Annotated in this window: 21 protein-coding genes and 1 pseudogene; 8 read left to right on the top strand and 14 right to left on the bottom strand. The window is 69.3% G+C overall.

Annotation, left to right across the window (positions count from 1 at the left end; genetic code table 11):
• The first annotated feature begins 96 nt into the window (after positions 1 to 96).
• The 3 genes from C6A87_RS21010 to C6A87_RS21000 are packed head-to-tail and all read left to right on the top strand — an operon-like array spanning position 97 to position 3,713.
• A complete protein-coding gene (locus C6A87_RS21010; protein ID WP_311114025.1) occupies positions 97 to 2,406 on the top strand; it encodes an MMPL family transporter in 2,310 nt (769 codons plus the stop codon).
• On the top strand, positions 2,399 to 3,103 hold the full coding sequence (locus tag C6A87_RS21005) for a TetR/AcrR family transcriptional regulator (protein ID WP_311114024.1): 705 nt from the start codon (positions 2,399 to 2,401) through the stop codon (positions 3,101 to 3,103). Before C6A87_RS21010 ends, C6A87_RS21005 begins: the two co-directional genes overlap by 8 nt.
• Entirely contained in the window at positions 3,084 to 3,713 is a 630-nt protein-coding gene (locus C6A87_RS21000) for a class I SAM-dependent methyltransferase (RefSeq protein ID WP_311114023.1), read from the top strand. The genes C6A87_RS21005 and C6A87_RS21000 overlap by 20 nt, the downstream gene beginning before the upstream one ends.
• On the opposite strand, the gene C6A87_RS20995 is transcribed toward C6A87_RS21000, so the two are convergent.
• The gene (locus tag C6A87_RS20995; RefSeq protein WP_311114022.1) at positions 3,710 to 4,426 is read right to left on the bottom strand and encodes an NAD-dependent deacylase; all 717 of its coding nucleotides are present in this window, start codon (positions 4,424 to 4,426) and stop codon (positions 3,710 to 3,712) included. The two genes, C6A87_RS21000 and C6A87_RS20995, sit on opposite strands and share 4 nt — an antisense overlap.
• Before the next feature lie 36 nt (positions 4,427 to 4,462).
• On the opposite strand from C6A87_RS20995, the gene C6A87_RS20990 reads away from it, so the two are divergent.
• The gene (locus C6A87_RS20990; RefSeq protein WP_311114021.1) at positions 4,463 to 4,828 is read left to right on the top strand and encodes a GntR family transcriptional regulator; all 366 of its coding nucleotides are present in this window, start codon (positions 4,463 to 4,465) and stop codon (positions 4,826 to 4,828) included.
• A 27-nt stretch (positions 4,829 to 4,855) separates the two neighbouring features.
• Here C6A87_RS20990 and C6A87_RS20985 read toward each other — a convergent pair whose 3' ends face one another.
• Together C6A87_RS20985 and C6A87_RS20980 are read right to left on the bottom strand one after the other, a co-directional pair.
• Positions 4,856 to 5,704, bottom strand: a complete 849-nt coding sequence (locus tag C6A87_RS20985) for a class I SAM-dependent methyltransferase (protein WP_311114020.1) — start codon at positions 5,702 to 5,704, stop codon at positions 4,856 to 4,858.
• Between the two features lie 23 nt (positions 5,705 to 5,727).
• Positions 5,728 to 6,252: a DUF1697 domain-containing protein gene (locus tag C6A87_RS20980; RefSeq protein ID WP_311118025.1), complete on the bottom strand. Its 525-nt coding sequence runs from the start codon at positions 6,250 to 6,252 to the stop codon at positions 5,728 to 5,730.
• A 73-nt stretch (positions 6,253 to 6,325) separates the two neighbouring features.
• Between C6A87_RS20980 and C6A87_RS20975 the strand changes: the two genes are divergently transcribed.
• Both C6A87_RS20975 and C6A87_RS20970 read left to right on the top strand, forming a co-directional pair.
• The gene (locus C6A87_RS20975; RefSeq protein ID WP_311114019.1) at positions 6,326 to 6,769 is read left to right on the top strand and encodes a PPOX class F420-dependent oxidoreductase; all 444 of its coding nucleotides are present in this window, start codon (positions 6,326 to 6,328) and stop codon (positions 6,767 to 6,769) included.
• Positions 6,770 to 6,811: 42 nt separating this feature from the next.
• Entirely contained in the window at positions 6,812 to 6,997 is a 186-nt protein-coding gene (locus C6A87_RS20970) for a DUF5302 domain-containing protein (protein WP_311114018.1), read from the top strand.
• Between the two features lie 3 nt (positions 6,998 to 7,000).
• On the opposite strand, the pseudogene C6A87_RS20965 reads toward C6A87_RS20970, so the two are convergent.
• From C6A87_RS20965 to C6A87_RS20920, 10 genes and pseudogenes are all read right to left on the bottom strand, one after another.
• Positions 7,001 to 8,291, bottom strand: a pseudogene (locus tag C6A87_RS20965) (acyltransferase).
• Positions 8,292 to 8,337: 46 nt separating this feature from the next.
• Positions 8,338 to 9,528 (bottom strand): MFS transporter, encoded by a 1,191-nt coding sequence (locus tag C6A87_RS20960; RefSeq protein ID WP_311114017.1) that lies wholly within the window; start codon positions 9,526 to 9,528, stop codon positions 8,338 to 8,340.
• 105 nt (positions 9,529 to 9,633) lie between these two features.
• A complete protein-coding gene (locus tag C6A87_RS20955; RefSeq protein WP_311114016.1) occupies positions 9,634 to 11,277 on the bottom strand; it encodes a cation acetate symporter in 1,644 nt (547 codons plus the stop codon).
• Positions 11,274 to 11,624: a DUF485 domain-containing protein gene (locus C6A87_RS20950; RefSeq protein ID WP_311114015.1), complete on the bottom strand. Its 351-nt coding sequence runs from the start codon at positions 11,622 to 11,624 to the stop codon at positions 11,274 to 11,276. The genes C6A87_RS20955 and C6A87_RS20950 overlap by 4 nt, the downstream gene beginning before the upstream one ends.
• 150 nt (positions 11,625 to 11,774) lie before the next feature.
• A complete protein-coding gene (locus C6A87_RS20945; RefSeq protein WP_311114014.1) occupies positions 11,775 to 13,517 on the bottom strand; it encodes a cation acetate symporter in 1,743 nt (580 codons plus the stop codon).
• Positions 13,514 to 13,888, bottom strand: coding sequence for a hypothetical protein (locus C6A87_RS20940; RefSeq protein WP_311114013.1), 375 nt, complete (start codon positions 13,886 to 13,888; stop codon positions 13,514 to 13,516). Before C6A87_RS20940 ends, C6A87_RS20945 begins: the two co-directional genes overlap by 4 nt.
• A complete protein-coding gene (locus C6A87_RS20935) occupies positions 13,875 to 14,672 on the bottom strand; it encodes a LytTR family DNA-binding domain-containing protein (protein ID WP_311114012.1) in 798 nt (265 codons plus the stop codon). The genes C6A87_RS20940 and C6A87_RS20935 overlap by 14 nt, the downstream gene beginning before the upstream one ends.
• A 3-nt stretch (positions 14,673 to 14,675) precedes the next feature.
• Positions 14,676 to 15,905, bottom strand: a complete 1,230-nt coding sequence (locus tag C6A87_RS20930) for a histidine kinase (RefSeq protein WP_311114011.1) — start codon at positions 15,903 to 15,905, stop codon at positions 14,676 to 14,678.
• A complete protein-coding gene (locus C6A87_RS20925) occupies positions 15,905 to 16,327 on the bottom strand; it encodes a hypothetical protein (RefSeq protein WP_311114010.1) in 423 nt (140 codons plus the stop codon). Before C6A87_RS20925 ends, C6A87_RS20930 begins: the two co-directional genes overlap by 1 nt.
• Positions 16,317 to 16,823, bottom strand: coding sequence for a pyridoxamine 5'-phosphate oxidase family protein (locus C6A87_RS20920; protein ID WP_311114009.1), 507 nt, complete (start codon positions 16,821 to 16,823; stop codon positions 16,317 to 16,319). Before C6A87_RS20920 ends, C6A87_RS20925 begins: the two co-directional genes overlap by 11 nt.
• 133 nt (positions 16,824 to 16,956) lie before the next feature.
• Here C6A87_RS20920 and C6A87_RS20915 point away from each other — a divergent pair, with 133 nt between their 5' ends.
• Positions 16,957 to 18,237, top strand: coding sequence for a DUF222 domain-containing protein (locus C6A87_RS20915; RefSeq protein ID WP_311114008.1), 1,281 nt, complete (start codon positions 16,957 to 16,959; stop codon positions 18,235 to 18,237).
• A 36-nt stretch (positions 18,238 to 18,273) separates the two neighbouring features.
• Here C6A87_RS20915 and C6A87_RS20910 read toward each other — a convergent pair whose 3' ends face one another.
• Positions 18,274 to 18,576, bottom strand: coding sequence for a DUF732 domain-containing protein (locus C6A87_RS20910; RefSeq protein ID WP_311114007.1), 303 nt, complete (start codon positions 18,574 to 18,576; stop codon positions 18,274 to 18,276).
• Between the two features lie 161 nt (positions 18,577 to 18,737).
• On the opposite strand from C6A87_RS20910, the gene C6A87_RS20905 reads away from it, so the two are divergent.
• A complete protein-coding gene (locus C6A87_RS20905; RefSeq protein WP_311114006.1) occupies positions 18,738 to 20,519 on the top strand; it encodes a thiamine pyrophosphate-requiring protein in 1,782 nt (593 codons plus the stop codon).
• The last annotated feature ends 272 nt before the right edge of the window (positions 20,520 to 20,791 follow it).

The raw sequence follows: 20,791 nt of genomic DNA, 5'->3' as shown, positions 1-20,791 counted from the left end.
CTGACCGGCGGACAGCCGAAAACTCATCGGTGTCCCGGCATTGACCCCGTAACTTACCGATGATAACTTAGCGGCGATATCCAGGGGGGAACGTCAGTGCTTCATCGCATCGCTCTGTTAGCCATCGCGGCACCGCGCCGCGTCCTCGTCGCTGCGCTGCTGATCACCGTGGCCTGCGGAATCTTCGGCGCGCCGGTGGTGGGACACCTGTCGGCGGGGGGCTTCCAGGACCCGACGTCGGAGTCCGCGCGCGCCACCGGACTGCTGGTCGACAAGTTCGACCAGGGCGACATGGAGCTGCTGATCAGCGTCACCGACGACCAGGGCGCCGACAGCCCCGCCGCGCAGGCCGTCGGCACCGACCTCGCCCGCCGTCTCGATGCGTCCCCGCACGTGGCGTCGGTGATCTCGCCGTGGACGGCGGAACCGTCGGCGGCCGCGGCACTGCTGAGCAAGGACGGGAAGACCGGTCTGATCGTCGCCGGGATCACCGGCGGGGAGAGCGAGGCGCAGAAGCACGCCAAGGCGCTGTCCGACGAGCTGGTCCACGACCGCGGCGAGGTCACCGTGCGCGCCGGGGGCGTCGCGATGACCTACGTCCAGATCAACGCGCAGACCGAAAAAGATCTGCTGATGATGGAGTCGATCGCGATTCCGCTGAGCTTCGTCGTGCTGGTGTGGGTGTTCGGCGGCCTGCTCGCGGCCGCACTGCCGCTGGCCGTCGGCGCGTTCGCGATCCTCGGATCGATGGCGGTGCTGCGCGCGGTCACCTTGGTCACCGACGTGTCGATCTTCGCGCTGAACCTGTCCATCGCGATGGGGCTGGCGCTGGCGATCGACTACACCCTGCTGATCATCAGTCGCTACCGCGACGAACTGGCGGACGGACACGACCGCGACACCGCCCTGGTGCGCACCATGATGACCGCCGGCCGCACCGTGCTGTTCTCGGCGCTGACCGTCGCGCTGTCGATGGTCGCGATGATCCTGTTCCCGATGTACTTCCTGAAGTCGTTCGCCTACGCGGGCATCGCCGTCGTCGGCTTCGCCGCCGTGGCCGCGATCGTGGTCGCACCCGCGGCGATCGCACTGGCCGGCGACAGACTCGACTCGATGGACGTCCGCAAGCTGATCCGGCGGGTGTTGCACCGGCCCGAGCCGGCGCCCAAGCAGATCGAGCAGATGTTCTGGTACCGCTCCACGAAATTCGTGATGCGGCGCTCGATCCCGATCGGCACCGCCGTCGTCGCGCTGCTGCTCCTGCTCGGCGCGCCGTTCCTCGGTGCGAACTGGGGATTCCCCGACGACCGCGTGTTGCCGGACACCGCATCGGCGCGCCAGGTCGGTGACGACATGCGCACGGACTTCGCCGTCGACTCCTCCAACAACGTCGTCGTGGTGCTGCCGGACGCCGAAGGCCTGCCGCCCGATGCCATCGACGGCTACGCCGCCGAACTGTCCCGCGTCCCGGACGTGTCGTCGGTGTCGGCGCCCGGCGGCACCTTCGTCGGCGGCGTCACGGTGGGTCCACCGTCGTCGCCCACCGGGATCGCCGACGGCAGCGCATTTCTCACCGTCACCAGCACCGCGCCGCTGTTCACCGACGCCTCGGAGAGGCAGCTCGACGGGCTGCACGACATCGCCCCGCCCGAAGGCCAGGACGTGCTGTTGACCGGCCTGGCCCAGATCAACCGCGACAGCTCCGACGCCATCACCTCCCGGCTGCCCCTGGTGCTGTCGGTGATCGCGGTCATCACGTTCGTGCTGCTGTTCCTGCTCACCGGCAGTGTGGTGCTGCCACTGAAAGCGTTGGTGCTCAACATCTTGTCGCTGACCGCGGCATTCGGGGCGCTGGTGTGGATCTTCCAGGACGGCCATCTCGGAGCGCTCGGCACCACACCGACCGGAACGCTCGTCGCGACGATGCCGGTGTTGTTGTTCTGCATCGCCTTCGGCCTGTCGATGGACTACGAGGTGTTCCTGATCTCGCGCATCCGCGAGTACTGGCTGGCCTCGGGCGGGTCGTCCGCCGAGGGTGGTTCCGTTGACGCCCACCGGCGCAGCGACGAGGCCGTGGCCCTCGGCCTGGCCCGCACCGGCCGGGTCGTCACCGCAGCGGCGCTGGTGATGTCGATCTCGTTCGCCGCGCTGATCGCGGCCAAGGTCGCGTTCATGCGGATGTTCGGCGTCGGCCTGACGCTGGCGATCCTCGCCGACGCCACCCTGGTGCGCATGCTTCTGGTGCCCACGTTCATGCACATGCTCGGTCGCTGGAACTGGTGGGCGCCGAAACCGTTGGTGAAACTGCACGAACGGATCGGGTTCAGTGAGACGCTGGGGGACGTCGAGGTCCCCGCCGCACGCAAGCCCGGGGAACGGGTTGCGACCGGGAACGAGAATGACTGAGACCAGCGCGCCACGACGGCGTCGACACCGCGCACCGCGCGGCGCCGGCGAGCAGCTGCACGACGAGATCCTCGACGCCGCCACCGAACTGCTGCTCGAGAGCGGGGACGAGAAGGCGGTGTCGATCCGGGCGGTCGCCGAACGGGTCGGGGTGACACCGCCGTCTATCTACCTGCACTTCGCCGACAAGACCGCGTTGCTGAACGCGGTGTGCAGCCACTACTTCGAGAAGCTCGACGAGGAGATGCAGGCCGCGGCCGAGGCGTCCGTGCCTGCGCTGGACGTGCTGCGCGCCCAGGGCATGGCCTATCTGTCGTTCGCGATGAAAACGCCTGTGCTGTACCGGATCGCGATGCTGGGTCCGGGCAGTCCCGGCAGCGACGTCGACGTCGCGTTGAACAGTTCGGCGTTCGCACACCTGCGCGCGACGGTGCAGGCGTTGATCTCAGAGGGGATCTACCCGCCGGGGGACCCGACGATACTGGCCCTGCAGCTGTGGACCGCCGTGCACGGGATCGCCGCGATGCTCATCTCCCGGCCCTATCTACCCTGGGGCGACGTGGAGCAGTTCGCCGACAGTCTGATGCGGGCGGTGTGCTGCGGCCACGTGGTGTCCGCGGCGATCCGGCCGGAGGATTCGCCGCAGGACATCATGGGTTGGCTGAAGGAGGCGGTGGATGAGCGACAGCGTGGATAACCCGTTCTTCGCGCGGGTGTGGACGGCGATGGCCGCACGCGAACCCGAGAACCTGCGCGCGATGCGCCGGGACAACCTTGCCGGGCTGACCGGTCGGGTACTGGAGGTCGGCGCAGGCACGGGAAGCAACTTCGCGTTCTATCCCGACACGGTGACCGAGGTGGTGGCCGTCGAACCCGAACACAGGCTCGCCGCGGCCGCGCAAGAGGCCGCCGACCGCGCCGCGGTGCCGATCGCCGTCGGCACCGAGACCGTCGAAGAGTACGCCGGCGCCGAACCGTTCGACGCGGTGGTGTGCTCACTGGTGCTGTGCTCGGTCAGGGACCCGGAATCGGTTGTGGCGCAACTATTCTCCATGCTGCGACCGGGTGGGGAGCTGCGCTACCTGGAACACATCGCCTCGACCGGGCCCCGGGCCCGGCTGCAGCGCTTCGCCGACGCCACCGTGTGGCCGCGACTGTTGGGCAACTGCCACACGCACAGGGACACCGAAAAGACCATCACCGCCGCCGGCTTCCGGGTCACCGGAGCCCGCCGGGTGTGGGCGTTCCCGGCGTGGGTGCCGGTGCCCACGGCCGAGTTCGCGCTCGGGGTGGCGGTCCGTCCCTAATCCAGCAGCGCGGGCAGGCGCTGCAGCAGCCCGGGCAGCGCCGCGGCCGCCTTCTCCCGGAGGGTCACCGTGGCGCTGGCCGACAGCGGGGTCGGCTCGGGGTTGACCTCGATGACGGGCGTGCCGTTGGCCACCGCCAGCTCGGGCAGTCCGGCCGCCGGGTATACCACCGACGACGTCCCGACCACCACGACCAGGTCGGCGTTGACCACCGCGGCGACCGATTTCTCCCATGCGTCGTCGGGCAGCGCCTCCCCGAACCACACCACGTTGGGCCTGATCAGTCCGCCGCACACCTCACAGGTCGGAGGCGCGACGGACTCCACCGGCTCGGCCATCGCGGGCACCTCGCCGGTGTAGGCGGTCCCGCACCGGTCGCAGTGGAACTCGAAAAGGCTGCCGTGCACGTGGTGGACCCGGGTACTGCCCGCACGTTCGTGCAGGTTGTCGACGTTCTGGGTGACCACGTGCACGTCGGCGTAGTCCTGCCATGCCGCGACCGCCCGGTGCGCGTTGTTCGGCGCCACGGCGCTCATCATGTGATGGCGCCACAGATACCACGCCCACACCCGGTCCGGGTGCGCCCGCCAGCCCTCGGCGCTGGAGATCTCGTACGGGTCGACCTTGGCCCACAAGCCGGTCTCGACGTCACGGAACGTCGGGACACCGCTCTCGGCGGAGATCCCCGCACCGCTGAATACCGTCACCTGCACACCCCCAAATTAGCGGCTGTGGGTGATACTGGGCACGTGGCCGAGTTGGGGGATTGGGTACGCGTTGATCCGCACGCTGCCAGGCCGCTGTTTGACCAGCTCAGAACGCAGATCATCGGGGGTATTCGGGAAGGCAGGCTCACGCCCGGCACCCGGCTCCCGACGGTCCGCGAACTGGCGGGTCAGATCAACCTGGCAGTGAACACCGTGGCGCGGGCGTACCGGGAGTTGGAAGCGGCGGGGATTCTGGAGACGAGGGGACGCTTCGGCACCTTCGTCGCGCGTTCGGACCCGGCTGATGCGGCGATGGCGACCGCGGCGCACACCTACGTGTCCGCGGCACGTGCGCTCGGGGTCGACAAGGGGGAGGCGCTCAAATACATCGAGACGGCTTTCGGCTGAGCGGGGTAATCCGCCCGGCGCGGCCGGTCAGCCGAACTCGAGCAGTGTGAACATGGGCCGGAACGGATCGAGCAGCGGCACCCGCTGTGCGGTCCACAGCAGCGCGTTGAGCACCCGGCCGCGCGCGTGTTCGGCAGGCACGTCGTGGACGGCGCGCACCCCGGGAACGGTGTTGACCAGGTCGGCGGCCTCGGCGACCGACATCGTGAACGGCATCGGCGGCACCTTGTAGCGGCGCGACGCGCGCATACCGCGGCGCACCAGTGGGGCGAAGCCCGCCGGCGGCAGGTCGAACATCATCCGCCCGCCCGGGAACCGGGCCGCGCACTCGGTGATCAGGCCCATCGACTCCTCGGGTTGCAGGTACATCAGCAGCCCCTCGGCGGTGATGAACACGCCCTCACTCGGGTCGACCTGGTCCATCCAGCTGAAGTCGAGCGCGGACTGCGCGAGCATGCGCACCCGGTCGGATGCCGGAAGCAGTTTGCGGCGCAGCTCGATCATCGGGGGCAGATCGACGGTCAGCCAGCGGAAGTCGTGGCTGATGCCGGGTTGCGCGTCGAGCCGGTAGAAACTGGTCTGCAGCCCCTCGGCCAGCGCCACCACCGTGGCCTTCGGATGGTCGTGCAGGTAGCGGCTGGTCTGTTTGTCGAATGCCAACGAGCGCAACGACATATCCTGGCGCCGCACAAAGCCGAACTTGGCGAAGTCGAAGTCGATGGAGTCCACCAGGTGGATCGCCATCGGATCCTTGAGCAGCGCGTCGGGGCGCCTGGCCTCGGTCGCGCGGACCAGCAGCGTCAGCAGCGCGGTCTCCGAGACGCCGGTGACGTCGGCGGCGTCGTGTTTGCCGTTGGGCTTGTCGCCGGGTTCCATGAGCTCTCCTGTTCCGCCCCGCGTCAACTGCGCAGGATCTTGTCGATGGTGCGCAGGTTGCGCGTGGTCGTCGAGGACCGGTACCTCTTGGCGCCCATCGTCTTGCCCATCGTGCTGGTGACGGACGCGGCCCGCGGCACCTGCCAGTACACGACGCCGTCGCCCGGCTGGATCAGCTCGTCGGGGGCGGGCCGGCGCGCCAGCCCGGACAGCTCGCCGAACACGTCGTCGTCGCTGACGAACGTGACGTAGGAGTGGTGCTCGGGCACCTCCCGCTCGAACGGGAACGCGGCCGAGATCGCGGCGACGGAGTCCAGGTCGTAGACCAGCACCCAGGCGTCGTAACCGAACTCGTCGCGCAGCGCCCGCTCGGCCCGCTGCCGCGCCGCGGCGGCGCCTCCGCGGGTACTCAACAGCACGTTGCCGCTGGCCAGGATCGTCGTCACGTCGGTGAACCCGGCGGCCTCCAGAGTGTGCGCGACGGCGGCCATCTTCAGGTTCACCCCGCCGACGTTGACCCCGCGCAGGAACGCCGCATACCGCGTCACGGCCCACATCCCGGCGAAAATCGGCCCACGTGCACGATGATTCCAGACCCGTCGAGGTCGTAGGCTCGTCTCCATGACGCGCGACGTTTTCGACGACAAGCTACTGGCGCTGATCGGCGGAAACACGCTGGGCGTGCTCGCCACCATCAAACGCGACGGCAGGCCCCAGCTGTCCAACGTGTCCTACCACTTCGACCCACGCACGCTGACGATCTCGGTGTCGATCACCGAACCGCGGGCCAAGACGCGCAACCTGCGCCGCGATCCGCGGGCGGCGATCCACGTCAGCTCCGACGACGGATGGTCGTACGCGGTCGCCGAGGGCGACGCGGTGCTGACCCCGCCGGCGGCCGAGCCGGGAGACGACACCGTCGAGGGGCTGATCGAGCTCTACCGCAATATCTCCGGCGAGCATCCGGACTGGGACGACTACCGGCGGGCCATGGTCGACGACCGCAGGGTGCTGATGAAGCTGCCGATCTCGCACGTCTACGGCATGCCGCCGGGGAAGCGCTGAGCGCTGACGCGAGCGACCTCGCAATAGGACTAGGCTGCCGTCATGGCATCCAATGAGCCCGTCGAAGCCGGCGAGGACGATCAGAAGCGCAGATTCAAAGAAGCGCTCGAGCGCAAGAATGCCAAGGCCGTCGACGGCTCGGCCCACCGCGACGCCGGAGCCAAGCAGTCGCGCGGCGCGCACGGCCCGCTGGAGAACCGTCGGGAGTTCCGCCGCAAGAGCGGCTGAGCTTCACCGGCTGTCGGTGGCGAGCATGCGCGCCCCGGCCAGCGCCGCCAGCATCACCGTGGTCAGGTGCAGCCCCTGGTCCTTGAGGCCCCACCCGACCGAGGCCAGCGTCGCGGCGCCGGCGACGCACAGCAGCGTCCCCACCGCCGCACTGCGCAGACCCGGCCCGGAGACGCACCCGCCGTCCCAGAACGGGAGCGGATCGTTCTCCAGCGGCCGCAGCACCACGAACGCGGCGCCGACCGCGACCGCCATCACCAGCATCTGCACCACCGACAGCGCGACGAAGCCCGGGGCGGCCGGATCGAAGCGCGGGTGACCGAGATAGTCGAAGACCAGGTGCATGCCCAGCAGCAGCGGGATGTGCCACAGGTAGAGCGTCATCGCGCCGCTGTTGCCGAGGACTGTCAGGTGCCACACCCGGGGCCTGCGGGCCCATCGGGCGATCAGCGGTGCCGCGGCGATCGCCCACGCGCACACCATGATTGCGTGCCCAGCCATCAGTAGCGACGGCGGCGCCATGTTCTTCAGTTCCTGGGTCTCGATGCCGACGAGGCTCAGCTCGTACGGGCCGAACGCCACCAGTGCCACGTTCACCGCGAACATCGCCGAACCGGTCGCCATGCCGCAGGCACCGACAGCAGGCGCCGCCGGTACGCCACGCCGCACATGCCGGGGATCAGCCACGCCGCCAGGTTCAGGTAGCCGAACGGCACGGGGACGTCGGTGGCGAGCCTGATCGCGTCGACCGCCGCGACGCCGGCATAGGTGGCCGCACCGCGACGACGAACCTGCCTGTCGTCGTGATCCGGGCCAGCACCGGGACGGCGGCGAGCACCAGCACGTACGCGCCGAGGAACCACAGCAGCTGGGTGGAGATCCCGGCCACGGGTTCGTAGACGTGGACCGGCAGCAACGACCGCAGGATCACCAGTGCCACGGCCCAGAACGCCAGGTAGCAGAACACCGGCCGGTACAGCCGGGTGCAGCGGCGCAGCAACCAGTTGCCCCAGCCGGCGCCGGGGCGCCACGACCCGACCGACGCGGCGACCCCGGCGAAGAAGAACAGCGGCATGACCTGGAACACCCACGTCAGCGCCTGGAACACCGGCACCTCGGCGAGCAGGTTCTCCCAGATGAAGACGTCGTCGCGGATCGTGCTGGTGGCCATCACCGTGTGCCCGGCCACGACGGCGATCAGCGCGGTGATCCGGATGACGTCGATGGCCCGGTCCCGCTCGGGCGGGGTGCGCGCCGCGACGTCGGCGGGCGTGGGGAACGCCGAGGTGGTCATGACACCCCACGCTAGGGCGCGGCGGCTCGGCGGTGCCTAGGTAGAACTACCCGACCGGGCGACGCCGCTCCTGGAGCACGATCGACACGAAGCAGACCAGCGCGAGGACTCCGATCACGATCGCGAACACCTCGCCCGCGGCCTGCAGACCCCAGGCGCGGGCGGCGGCCCCCATCGCGACGATCGGCAGCGACAGCGCGACGTAGGCGACCAGGAAGTAGGACGAACTGACCTCCGCGCGCCGATCCGGCGGTGTCCGCTCCGACACCGCCGCCAGCCCGCGACCGAAACTGAGCCCCTGGCCGATGCCCGCCACGACCGCGGCGACGATCAATCCCCACAGCGACGAGAACGTCAGTGCCACAAGCAACATCACCATCGCCAAGACCAGCACGGCGCTGCCGACCGCGATCGCGCGTGACGGGGCCACCCGCACTGCGGCGGGCTGCACCACGCCCGCGGTCAACACCGTCAGACCCGCCACCACACCGGCCACGGCGTGGCTCTGCACACCCATCAACGTGGTCACAAACGTCGGTGCGAGCGAGGTGAACATGGCGTTCACCGCGAAGCCGGCGAATGCCGCGGTCGCGGCCACCGCGAACACCGCGCGCGTCTGCGGCGGCAACGAGAGGCGTTGGACGCTGAGCCGGCCGCCCCGCTCGGCCGTCTCACCGGTCATCGCGAGCGCCAGCACCGCGAGCGCCATCAGCACAATGTGCACGACGAACGCGGTATCCAGCGGCGCGGGCGCGAACTGGATCAGCGCACCCGCCACCATCGGGCCCAGCCCCAGCGCGCCCAGGTTGGCCAGCGTCGCGACGCCCGCGGCCCGGGTGCGCCACCGCGGTGGTGCCGATTCCAGGATCGCGGCGGTCGCCGTGCCCGTGACGATGCCGACCGAGAGACCCGACAGCACCCGCCCGACCAGCAGCGCCGCGACCGAATCGGCGGCCAGGAAGACCACCGAGCTGCCGATCGCCAGCAGCGCGGCGGCCAGCAGCATCGGTTTGCGGCCGACCACATCGGACCAGCGGCCGAACAGCAGCAACGCGCCGAGCACCCCGCCCGCGTAGACGGCGAAGATGACGGTGGTGGTCAGCACCGAGAAGTGCAGTTGCCGCCCGTAGAGGTCGTACATGGGTGTCGGCAGCGTGGCACCCAGCATCACGGCCGCCAACACATAGGTCAGCAGCGCGAAGTCGCGGCGGCGGGTGGGCGTGGCGGAGGCGGACATCTCACGGGTGGGCACTGCTCGGTAAACGCAGAACGGCCGAAATTGCATTCCAGTAGGCGTTTATCGATTCTTGCCTACTGGAATGCAATTTCGTCGGAAAGGGGGTTAGTGCGAGACAGCCTTCTCGGCGCCGATGCCGGTCAGCGAGCGCACCTCCATCTCGGCGGCCACCTTCGGGTCCTCGTTATCAGGCGAGGTCAGGGTGCCGACGATGCCCAGGATGAACGCCAGCGGAATCGACACGATGCCCGGGTTGGCCAGCGGGAACCACGCGAAATCGACGCCAGGGATCATCGCGGTCTTCGACCCCGACACCGCCGGGGAGAACACGATCAGCACGATCGTCGAGATCAGACCGCCGTACATGCTCCACAGCGCGCCGCGGGTGTTGAACCGCCGCCAGTACAGCGAGTAGATGATCGTCGGCAGGTTGGCCGCCGCGGCCACCGCGAACGCCAGCGCCACCAGGAACGCGATGTTCTGGCCGTTGGCCAGGATGCCCAGCCCGATCGCGAGCACGCCGAGCACCACGGCCGTGATCCGGGAGACCCTGACCTGCTCGGCCTCGGTGACCGGCTTCTTGCCCGGACCACCACGCAGCACGCTGGCGTAGATGTCGTGGGCGAACGATGCCGACGCGGTGATGGTCAGTCCGGCCACGACCGCCAGGATCGTCGCGAACGCGACCGCGGAGATGACGCCGAGCAGGATCACCCCGCCGAGTTCGAAGGCCAGCAACGGTGCCGCCGAGTTGACCCCGCCCGCGGCGCCGAGGATGCGGTCCGGGCCGACCAGCGCCGCGGCCCCGTAGCCCAGCACCAGGGTGAACAGGTAGAACGCGCCGATCAGCGCGATCGCCCACACGACGGACCGTCGGGCCTCTTTGGCGGTCGGCACCGTGTAGAAGCGCATCAGCACGTGCGGCAGGCCCGCGGTGCCGAGCACCAGCGCCAGCGCCAGCGAGATGAAGTTGATCTGCGAGGTCAGCGAGCCGCCGTACTGCGCGCCGGGGGCCAGCACGTCACGGTCGGCGACACCGGCGGTGGTCGCGCCGCTGATGGCCGACTGCGCGGACCCGAGGATCTCGGAGAAGTTCAGCCCGAACTTCGCGAGCACCATCACCGTCATCAAGCCCGCGCCGACGATCAGCAGCACTGCCTTGATGATCTGCACCCACGTGGTGCCCTTCATGCCACCGACCAGCACGTAGACGATCATCAGCACGCCGACCACGGCGATCACCAGCGACTGCCCGGCGCGGCTGTTGATGTCCAGCAGCAGCGCGACCAGACCGCCGGCACCCGCCATCTGGGCCAGCAGGTAGAACAGCGACACCGTCAGTGTGTTGGTGGCCGCGGCCAGCCGCACCGGCCGCTGCCGCAGGCGGAAGCTCAGCACGTCCGCCATGGTGAATTTGCCTGTGTTGCGCAGCAATTCGGCGACCAGCAGCAGCGCGACCAGCCACGCCACCAGGAAGCCGATCGAGTACAGGAAGCCGTCGTAGCCGTAGACCGCGATCGCGCCTGCGATGCCGAGGAAGCTGGCCGCCGACAGGTAGTCACCGGCGATCGCGATGCCGTTCTGCGGGCCGGAGAAGCCGCGGCCGCCGGTGAAGAACTCGTCGGCGGTGGCGTTACGCTTGCTGGCCCGGATCACCACGACCATGGTCACGATCACGAACAGGCTGAAGATGCCGATGTTGGCCAGTGGGTTGCCCACCGTCTCGGACTGGGCCATGAGGGTGGTCATTTGAGCTCACTCTCCAGTTGGGCGCGGATGGCCTCGGACTTCGGGTCGAGTTCCCGGTTGGCGAACCGCACGTACAGGCCGGTGATCAGGAACGTCGACAGGAACTGCCCCAGGCCGATGAGCAGCCCGACGTTGATGTCACCCCAGACCCTGGTGGCCATGAAGTCGTGGGCGAAGGCGCCCAGCAGGACGTAGGTGGTGTACCAGATCAGGAAGATCGCGGTCATCGGAAAGACGAAGCGGCGCAGCCTGCTTCGCAGTTCCTGGAACTCGGGGCTGGCCTGGACTTCTAGATAGCGTTCGCCGCTGATGGCTTCCGGGCGAATCGGAAGGTCTGTCTCGGACACCTTGATCGCACTCCTGACTGCTGTGAACCGGCTCTCGGGTGAACGTAGTTGAGATGCGGGTCACATACCCAGGGTCGCGGGCGCCGACACGGCAAGCTCGGGGCAGGCTGCGGTGAACGGTCGATCAGCGACGACGAACGGTGACGGCGTTCACCGGTTCGGCACCCGCTCGACCCCCATGCCCAGATGCTCCGGCACGTGCATCCGCGCGAAGGTCTGCGCGACGTCGGCGGGCGCGGTGGCGCGGGTGAGGCGGCTGACCACCAGCATCGTCGCGAACGCCACCGGCACGGTGACGGCCGCGGGGTAGCCGACCAGCACCGCGGGCCAGCCGCCCAGCACGTCCTCGTCGACGCCGCCGGCCACCGCGACGGTGACCGCGCCGCCGGACAACAGGCCGCCCACGGCCAGTCCCGACATCGCCCCGGTTGCGGTCAGCCCACGCCACCAGATGCCCAGCACCAGCAGCGGACACAGTGTCGACGCCGCGACCGCGAACGCCAGCCCGACACTGCGGGACAGCTCCAGTTCGCCGGATGCGGCCAGCGCCAACGGGATCGGGATCAGACCGCCGACCACGGCCGCGGCGCGGAAGTCACGTACCCGGCCCGGCAGCACGTCGGTGGCCAGCGCGCCGGCGAAGCTGACCAGCAGACCCGACGAGGTCGCGAGGAACGCCGCGATCGCACCGGCGGCCACGAGCGCGCCCAGCAGCTGTCCGGCGGCCCCGGCGATCGCCGACTCCGGCGCCAGAAGCACCGCGGCGTCGGCTGTTCCGGTGATCAGCAGCTGCGGCACGTACAGCCGGGAGAACACCCCCAGCAGCGTCGGGAACAGATAGAACAGCGACAGCAGCGCGATCACCGTCAGCGCCGTGCGCCGCGCCGCGCGGCCGTCGGGGTTGGTGTAGAAGCGGACCAGCACGTGCGGCAGCCCCATGGTGCCCAGGAACGTCGCCACCATGATCGAGAGCACCTGGTACAGCGGATGATGACCGCCGAGTCCGCCGCCGGAGGCGATCCAGTCGGTGCCCGCGCTCGGGGTGCCTGCCACCACCGGGGTGGCCGCGCCCGCCGACAGGGACAGCGTGCTGCCCGCGCCCAGCGTGTGCTCGCCCGCCGGGCCGATCATCACGCCCTCGACCGGTCGGCCGTCCAGCGTGCCGGTCACGGTGATCCCGCCGGGTTCGGCAACCTGCACCACGACGTCGGTCTCGATCTCGACGGTGGTGTCCTGCTGCACGGTCGGCGGCAGCGGGCCGCCCAGTTCGCCGCCCCGGTCGGTCAGGAACAGCCCGGCCAGGGCGAGCGCGGGAATCGCGACCGCGGTCAGCTTGAGCCAGTACTGGAACGCCTGCACGAACGTGATCGAGCGCATCCCGCCGGCGACGACGTTGGTGATGACGATCGTGCCGACCGCCAGCGGGCCGAGCCAGACCGGAATGCCGAGAAGCGTTTTCAGGGCCAGGCCGGCGCCCTGGTACTGCGGGACCAGGTAGAACACGCAGATCACGACGACCACCAGCATCGCCATCTTGCGCAGCCGTGCCGAGCCGAGCCGGAACTCGGCGAAGTCGGGCACCGTGTAGGCGCCCGATCGGCGCAGCGGCGCGGCGACGAACAGCAACAGGCCGAGGTAGCCGGCGGTGAACCCGACCGGATACCACAGTGCGTCGGCGCCGTACTTGGCGATCAGCCCGGCCACCCCGAGAAACGAGGCAGCCGAGAGGTATTCGCCGGAGATCGCGGCGGCGTTCCATCTCGACCCGACGGTGCGGGACGCGACCAGGAAGTCGGAGGTGGTGCGCGAGAAGCGGACGCCGTAGGCGCCGATCGCGACGGTGGCCACCGCCGCGCTCAGCAGCGCGGCTGCCGTCAGTGCGGAACCGGTCACGGCTCGGAGTCGACGACGCCGACGAAATCCCGCTCGGCCTGTTCGGCCAGGCGCACGTAGAACCAGCCGATCCCGTACAACAGCGGGTACACCAGTGCGGCCAGCACCAGCCAGTTCAACCGGACCCCGAACACCGTGATGCTGCCGAGTTCGGGGAACAGCGCATTGAGCAACGGGATGGCGCCGATCAGGCCGACCACGACAGCGGCCAGCCGCAGTGCCAGACCCAGCTGGGCGCGCATCAGGCCGCGCACGAGCGCGTCGCCGACTTGCGTCTGCTCCTGCACCTCCACCCGGGTCCGCACCATGCGGGCGCCGCGCCGGTGCGCCAGCACCACCCGCCGGCGTTGCGGCCGCTCACTGCTGGTCATCGACGCCTCCGGCCGGTCGCAGGCTGCGCATCGGGGTGCGCACCAGACGGTCGCGCAGCTCGCGGGCCTGGCGCCTGCTCACCGGGAGTTCGACCGCGGGGGAGGCGCCGTTGGCGCGCAACCGCACCAGCACCGCGCCGTCGGCGGTGCGCAGCCCGGTGACCAGGCGCAGTGCCACCAGGTAGGACCGGTGCACCCGCTGGAACCCGTGGTCGCGCCAGCGGGTTTCGAGCGTGCTGAGCGGGATCCGCACCAGATGCGAACCCGACGCCGAGTGCAGCCGGGCGTAGTCGCCCTCGGCTTCGATCCAGCCGATGCTGTCCCGGGGGACCAGATGGGTGACGCCGCCGAGCTCGGCCGGGACGACGCCGGAATCCGGCTCCTCGTCGACGGTTTCGGCCGCCGGGGCTGCGGACCGGGCCGCGGCCGCGCGGCGGACCGCGTCGTCGAGGCGGCCCTCCCGGATGGGCTTGAGCAGATAGTCCACAGCGCCGACGTCGAAGGCGGCGACGGCCTTGTCGTCGTGCGCGGTGACGAACACGATCGCCGGCGGCTGCGCGTAATTGGCCAGCACACCGGCCAGTTCGATGCCTGACAGGCCGGGCATGTTGATGTCGAGGAACACCGCGTCGATGGTGCGCAGGTTCAGCTCCCGCAGCGCCGACGTGGCATCGCCGGCGCGGTGGACCTCCGCGACGCAGGGATGTCTGCCGAGGAGATAGGCGAGTTCGTCGAGGGCGGGAGCTTCGTCGTCGACGGCGAGCACGGTGAGCGACCTGGTCACGCGCTACTCATTTCGACCCACTCCGAACCCACCTCCGCTGGCCCGCACGCCCGACCGGAACTTGGGCACCCGCATGAGCACCTTCGTGCCGGCGCCGATCGCCGTCTCGACCACCAGACCGTAATCGTTGCCGAACGCGGCCCGCAGACGATGGTCGACATTGGTCAGCCCGACGTGGGCGCCCGCCCCCTCGGAGGCCCGGGCACCGTCGGCCAGGGCGTCGCCCGGTCCGGCACGCAACGCGTCGGGATCCATGCCGACCCCGTCGTCCTCGACGGTGATGACGCAATCGGAGCCCTCGTCGCGGGCGACGAGTTCGATGGACCCGCTGCCCCGGCCGGCGAAGCCGTGCCGCACCGCGTTCTCCACCAGTGGCTGCAGCGCCAGGAACGGCACCACGACGTTGAGGACCTCCGGTGCGACCTGCAGGGTGACCTTCAGCGCCGTCCCGAACCGGGCCCGCTCCAACGTCAGGTAGCGGTCGATGTTGCGGAGTTCCTCGGCCAGCGTGGTGAACTGGCCCGCCGCGCGGAACGAGTAGCGGGTGAAGTCGGCGAACTCCAGAATCAGCTCGCGGGCCCGGTCCGGGTCGGTGCGCACGAACGACGCGATCGTGTTCAGCGCGTTGTAGATGAAGTGCGGGCTGATCTGGGCGCGCAACGCCAGCACCTCGGCGCGGTCGAGTCGGGCCCGGGACGCGTCGAGTTCGGCGAGCTCGACCTGACTGGCGGCGTAGCGGGCCACCTCACCCACGGCGCCGAGCATGCCGGGGGCGGGGGAGCGGGTGGTGACGACCACGAGCACGCCGAGAGTGTCGCCGGACTCGGCCAGCAGCGGCTGGGCCACCACCGCGGCGGTCCGTGCGTGCGTCATCACCCGCCGCCCGCCCGCCACGGACTGACGCGCCGCGCCGACGCACGCCTCCCGCACGTCGGGCTCCCACAACCCGTCGGCCCAGGCGTCCTCGGCGAGCAGGCCGCCGTCACCGTCGAACAGGGCCAGACCGTCGGTGCCGGTGAGGCCGCGCAGGAACGGCGCCGCGGTCTCGGCGGAGTCGGTGTCGAGGCCGCGGCGCAGCGCCCTGGCCGCCAGCGAGGCCGTGTGCAGCGCGGTGTGCACCGCCCGTTCGGTGGGCGTCGCGACCACCCGCCGGGTCCGGACGGCGAGCACCACCGCGGCGACCGCGAGCAGGATCAGCGCTGCGGTCAGTGCGATCGCGAGCTCGCCGGACATCACTTGCCCTGCCGGATGTCCTGCACGGCAGCCCAATTCACAGTGGGGCGGTCGAGCCCCCGTCTGTCGAGATAGCGCAGGGCCGCGCGGTTGTTGTTCCGCAGGAAGGTCAGGACGTACCAGCGCGAGCGCGGCCTGTAGGTCTGGCTGACGAAGGCCCAGCCCGAGCCGCGGCGTTCCAGCCGGCCGATGACCTGTGCGCTGTCGAGGCGCCACAGCTTCTCGTCGTGGAAGTGGCACAGCAGGTTGGCCGGTCCCTCGACGGCGCCGAGCTCGGCGGGCAGCACCGCGGGCAGCTCGCCGGTCGCGGGGTCGTAGGCGCCGGTGGGCACGCGCACGCTGATCGGGTAGCCGTGCGCGTCGAACGCGGTCAGCACCGCCTCGCCGAATCTGTTGAGCCGCTTGGCCGCATCAGCCCACACGGCGCACCTCGCTGAGGTCGAGTTCCTCAGGCGCGCTGGCGAAGTCGCGGGTGGGCCAGTACAGGACGCGGCGCGGCGTCACGTAGATCAGCAGGCGCAGGTGGTAGGACCACCACAGCCGGCGTCCGAGCCGGGTGCTCCACATCGCGCTGGCCGGCTGGCGCGCCGACACCGTCCGTGCCAGCTCCGCCAGTTCCGGCTCCGACGCGATGTCGGTGACGATGCGGTCCTCGGCAATCGCATCGCCCTGGATCAGCACGGCGCCCGGCGGCGACACCCCGCTGCCGGTCGGCTCGGAGAACAGCATGCCGACCTTCGGGTTGCGCCGGATGTTGAAGGCCTTCTGCGGCAGCCCGATACTCGTGGTCACCAGCAGCCTGCCGTCGGCGAGCAACCGCGGACTCACCGGCCAGGTCTGCGGCGTCCCGTCGCGCGAGATCGTGGTGAACTCGCAGGTGAAGTAGTTGTCGATGATCTCGACGGCGGGCGACGTCACAGCGTGAGCTTACGTCGCGTCTGCGGCTCGGCGGGGCAAGTGACGACCTTGGTGTGGATCTCGTGAAATCATGCTGTGCGCGAGCCGTTTTCGGGTGCCGGTTTTTGTCGGTGGGTGGTGCTTGAATGGGGTCATGTCCTCCCGGGTTGCCGCTGACACCGCCGATGTGGCGATGGGTCAGTCCGAGCGCCTGGACGGGTTTTTCGCCGAGTTGGCGGAGTTGGCGGGGCAGCGCAATGCCATTGACGGGCGGGTCGCGGAGATCGCTGCGGAGATCGATGAGGCTCGGTTGTGGGGATTTACCGGGGTGAAGTCGATGGAGGGGTTGATCGCCTGGAGGTTGGGCACCTCGATGCGCAATGCCGAGACGATCGTGGCGGTCGCGCGTCGGTTGGAAGAGTTCCCACGGTGTGTGCGGGATCTGCGTGCGGGTCGGTTGTCGTTGGATCAGGTCGGGGCGATCGCCGAGGGTGCTGGTGCGGGGTCGGATGCCCATTACGCGGAGTTGGCGTCGCATTCCACGGTCGCCCAGTTGCGCACCGCGATCAAACAGGAACCCAAACCCGAACGTGACCCCGACCCCGAGCCCGAACCTGAGCCGGTGGTGGTGCCGCAGCCGTCGATTTCCAAGCGGGTGGAGGGGGAGTTCACCTGCTGGCAGATCCGGCTGCCGGCCCCGGAAGCGGCGATCTTCGATGCGGCGCTGCAGTCCCATCAGGATGGGCTGATCGCCCAGTGGAAACGCGACCACCCCGACCACTCCGAGGAGTCAGGTGCGGGGCGCGCGCCGCTGCCGACGGGCGGGAATGCGTTCATGGCGTTGGTGGAAGCGGGCTGGGATGCCGAGGCCGCGCGGCGCCCGCACGGGCAGCACACCACGGTGGTGGTGCATGTCGATGTCAAGGACAAGGTCGCCGCCCTGCATCTGGGGCCGGCACTCACATCGCAGCAGCGCCGGTTCCTGACCTGTGATGCCACCTGTGAGGTGTGGTTCGAACGCGACGGCCAACCCCTGGGCGTGGGGCGCACGACTCGCACGATCAGTCGCCGGCTACGCCGAGCGCTGGAGTACCGCGACCGCTCGTGTGTGGTGCCCGGCTGCGGGGCCACCAAAGCCTTGCATGCCCATCACCTGCGGCATTGGGAGGACGGCGGCGCGACCGAGTTGGACAACCTGGTGCTGATCTGCCCGTTCCACCACCGCCTGCACCACCGCGGCGGAATCACCCTCACCGGCCCCGCTGATCAGCTGGTCGTCACCGATCGGGTCGGCCGAAGACTCGAACCGGGATCGCTGGCCCGGCCCCCGACTCAACCCCCACCCGAAGTGCCGCCCTATCGCGGACCGTCGGGCGAACGCATCCAATGGAAGTGGTACCACCCGTACGAACCCCCACCACACAGCCGCAACTGACGGCCGGATTCGGTTCAGACGAAGCGCGATGATTCGCTATTGCACGGGACAGGCGTACTTGCGGGCGACGTCCATCACCCGCTGTTGGGCGCCGGGGCCGATAACCCCTTGAGCGGCCAGCTCCAGACCGATGTATCCCGGTATGCCGCCCACGCAAGCCTGGTGGGAAACGCGCCATGCCGTGTCCGGATTCAGGACGTAGCCGTTGCGCTGTAGACCCTCCATGTAGCCGTCGAACTCCGGGGTGCCCTGTTCGGGAATTGCGTAGGCAGTACCTGCCGTACCGATTGCGACGACCACCGCCGCAACAAGAGGTGCGATCACACGTCTCAACGTCATCTCCTACGGGCATTTCCACCGGTTATCGCCTACACGTTCGCATACTCCCGGTGGCCCTGACCGCGGAACGGCCGGCTGTCCGCACCGCCGGTGTCAGCCGAAACCCGGCGCCAAACGTCGGTCCGACGGTTGGGACGGCCTACGCCGGGTAGCCCCGCACGATGAGCTCACTCGTTGCTGACGGCATCATCGACCGACTCCGCGAATGGGGCGTCAAGCGCATCTTCGGCTATGCCGGCGATGGGATCGACCCGGTTCTCGCCGCCCTTCACCGCGCCGGCGGCACACCCGAATACGTCTCTGTCCGCCATGAAGAGATGGCCGCGTTCATGGCGTGCGGGCACGCGAAGTACACCGGCGAGGTCGGCGTGTGCCTTGCCACCCAGGGTCCCGGAGCCATTCACCTGCTCGCCGGACTTTACGATGCCAAACTCGACCGCCGCCCCGTGGTCGCCATGGTCGGCCAAATAGTCTCCACCGCCCTCGGCAGTGGCTACCTTCAAGAAGTCGACCTACACCCCCTTTTCAAAGATGTCTGCGGCCAGTTCGTGCAGACCGTCTTCAGCCCCGAACAACTTCCGATGGCACTCGACAACGCCATGCGCACCGCCATCGCGACCTCCACGCCCACCTGCCTCATCGTCCCCCATGACGTTCAGAAGGCTTCTCTTCCAGATGAACTCCCGCACAGCCATGGCATCGTCCCGTCGTCACCCATTGCCGACCACCGCCACATCGTCCCCCCACCGCAGCGCCTCCACGAGGCTGCCGACGTCCTCAATGCGGGTCGCAAAGTCGCCCTGCTGATCGGCCGCGGCGCCGCGGGAGCCGCCGGCGAAATCGCCCAGACCGTCCAGGCCCTGGGTGCTGGTGTCACCGCGTCGCTGCTGGGTAAGCCCGTCCTCGACGAGAGCGCGCCCTGGCACACCGGCGTCATGGGTCACCTGGGTACCACCGCCAGCGCCGACCTGATGGAAAACTGCGACACCTTGCTGATCGTCGGGTGCAACGACCCCTGGACGGAGTTCTATCCCGCGCCCGGTCAGGCGCGCGCCGTCCAGATCGACGTCGACCCCCGCGTCCTCGGCGCCAAGTTCCCTGTCGAGGTCGGCATCGTCGGCGACGCCGCCACCACCCTCCGCGAACTTCTACCCCTGCTGGAACGCAGCCCCGACCAAGAGTGGACCGACACCGTCGGCCAGTACATCGGTCGCTGGAAAGCCTGCGCAGAGAAGAACATTGCGGCCGAGACCACCGACGCCAACCCTGAATTCGTCGTGCACGCCCTCAACGATCATCTTCCCGGCAACGCGCGGATCGCCGTCGACGTCGGCTCGTCCACCTACTGGTACGCCAAACACGTGCACCTGCCCGAGGGCGTGCCCGCCCACGTCTCCGGGTATCTCGCCTCGATGGGCTGTGCGATGCCGTACGGCATCGCGGCCAAGCTCGACGCGCCGGACCGCCCCGTCGTGGCGCTGGCCGGCGACGGGGCAATGCAGATGAACGGCCTGCTCGAGCTCATCACCGTCGGGCAACGCTGGCGTGAGTGGCAAGACCCACGGTTCGTCGTGCTCGTTCTGCACAACCGCGACCTCAGCGAGGTCAGCTGGGAACAGCGAGAAATGGAAGGCGACCCGCGATACCCGGCCTCACAGCACGTACCCGACTTCCCATACGCCCGCTACGCCGAGATGCTCGGCCTTCAGGGCATCCGGGTGGAGAAGTCGGACCAGGCGTCCGAGGCGTGGCGATCGGCTTTCAGCGCCGACCGGCCCACCCTGATAGAGGCCATAGTCGATGCCGACGTCCCGCTGCTGCCACCGAACATGCCCGACGAGAAGAGGAAGAAAGTCTTCGATGCCGTCGACCAGGAACCCGACGGCGCTGCAGTGCGCGCGCGCATAGACCGCCACTTACAGGCCCAAGACGCGCCGCGTTGACCGCCCGGGACCTCAAGGCCGCCGACGCCAGCGCCGGGCACGAAAGGGTTTGGGGCAGTGCATGTCCGCGAGTGCTGGTGGTCGACGGCATCGAGGAGCGGTTGGAAACCGCGCGACGGCCGAAGGAAGGGCCCCCTCGGTGAGATGAGAACAGCTGACCGTTCCTCTCGCGACGCCCCCACGAGAGAAGTCCCGGGCAGGTCGACCTCGCTCACCGTTCGGTGGTGATCGTCGCCTTGCCGCCAGACGGGCGTACCGTCCATCGCGATGGC

It is taken from the genome of Mycobacterium sp. ITM-2016-00317 (assembly GCF_002968295.1).
Lineage (GTDB): Bacteria > Actinomycetota > Actinomycetes > Mycobacteriales > Mycobacteriaceae > Mycobacterium.
The sequence above is the reverse complement of the archived record's forward strand: the minus strand, read 5'-3'. Positions and strand labels throughout refer to the sequence as shown.

Bases quoted from the DNA above. Each gene is read 5' to 3' on its own strand.
- C6A87_RS20960 (WP_311114017.1), bottom strand. From the start codon at position 9,528: ATGTCCGCCTCCGCCACGCCCACCCGCCGCCGCGACTTCGCGCTGCTG.
- C6A87_RS20930 (WP_311114011.1), bottom strand. From the start codon at position 15,905: ATGTCCGGCGAGCTCGCGATCGCACTGACCGCAGCGCTGATCCTGCTC.
- C6A87_RS20955 (WP_311114016.1), bottom strand. From the start codon at position 11,277: ATGACCACCCTCATGGCCCAGTCCGAGACGGTGGGCAACCCACTGGCC.
- C6A87_RS20985 (WP_311114020.1), bottom strand. From the start codon at position 5,704: ATGGAACCCGGCGACAAGCCCAACGGCAAACACGACGCCGCCGACGTC.
- C6A87_RS21000 (WP_311114023.1), top strand. From the start codon at position 3,084: ATGAGCGACAGCGTGGATAACCCGTTCTTCGCGCGGGTGTGGACGGCG.
- C6A87_RS20905 (WP_311114006.1), top strand. From the start codon at position 18,738: ATGAGCTCACTCGTTGCTGACGGCATCATCGACCGACTCCGCGAATGG.
- C6A87_RS20940 (WP_311114013.1), bottom strand. From the start codon at position 13,888: ATGACCAGCAGTGAGCGGCCGCAACGCCGGCGGGTGGTGCTGGCGCAC.
- C6A87_RS20970 (WP_311114018.1), top strand. From the start codon at position 6,812: ATGGCATCCAATGAGCCCGTCGAAGCCGGCGAGGACGATCAGAAGCGC.
- C6A87_RS20910 (WP_311114007.1), bottom strand. From the start codon at position 18,576: ATGACGTTGAGACGTGTGATCGCACCTCTTGTTGCGGCGGTGGTCGTC.
- C6A87_RS20975 (WP_311114019.1), top strand. From the start codon at position 6,326: ATGACGCGCGACGTTTTCGACGACAAGCTACTGGCGCTGATCGGCGGA.
- C6A87_RS21005 (WP_311114024.1), top strand. From the start codon at position 2,399: ATGACTGAGACCAGCGCGCCACGACGGCGTCGACACCGCGCACCGCGC.
- C6A87_RS20915 (WP_311114008.1), top strand. From the start codon at position 16,957: ATGTCCTCCCGGGTTGCCGCTGACACCGCCGATGTGGCGATGGGTCAG.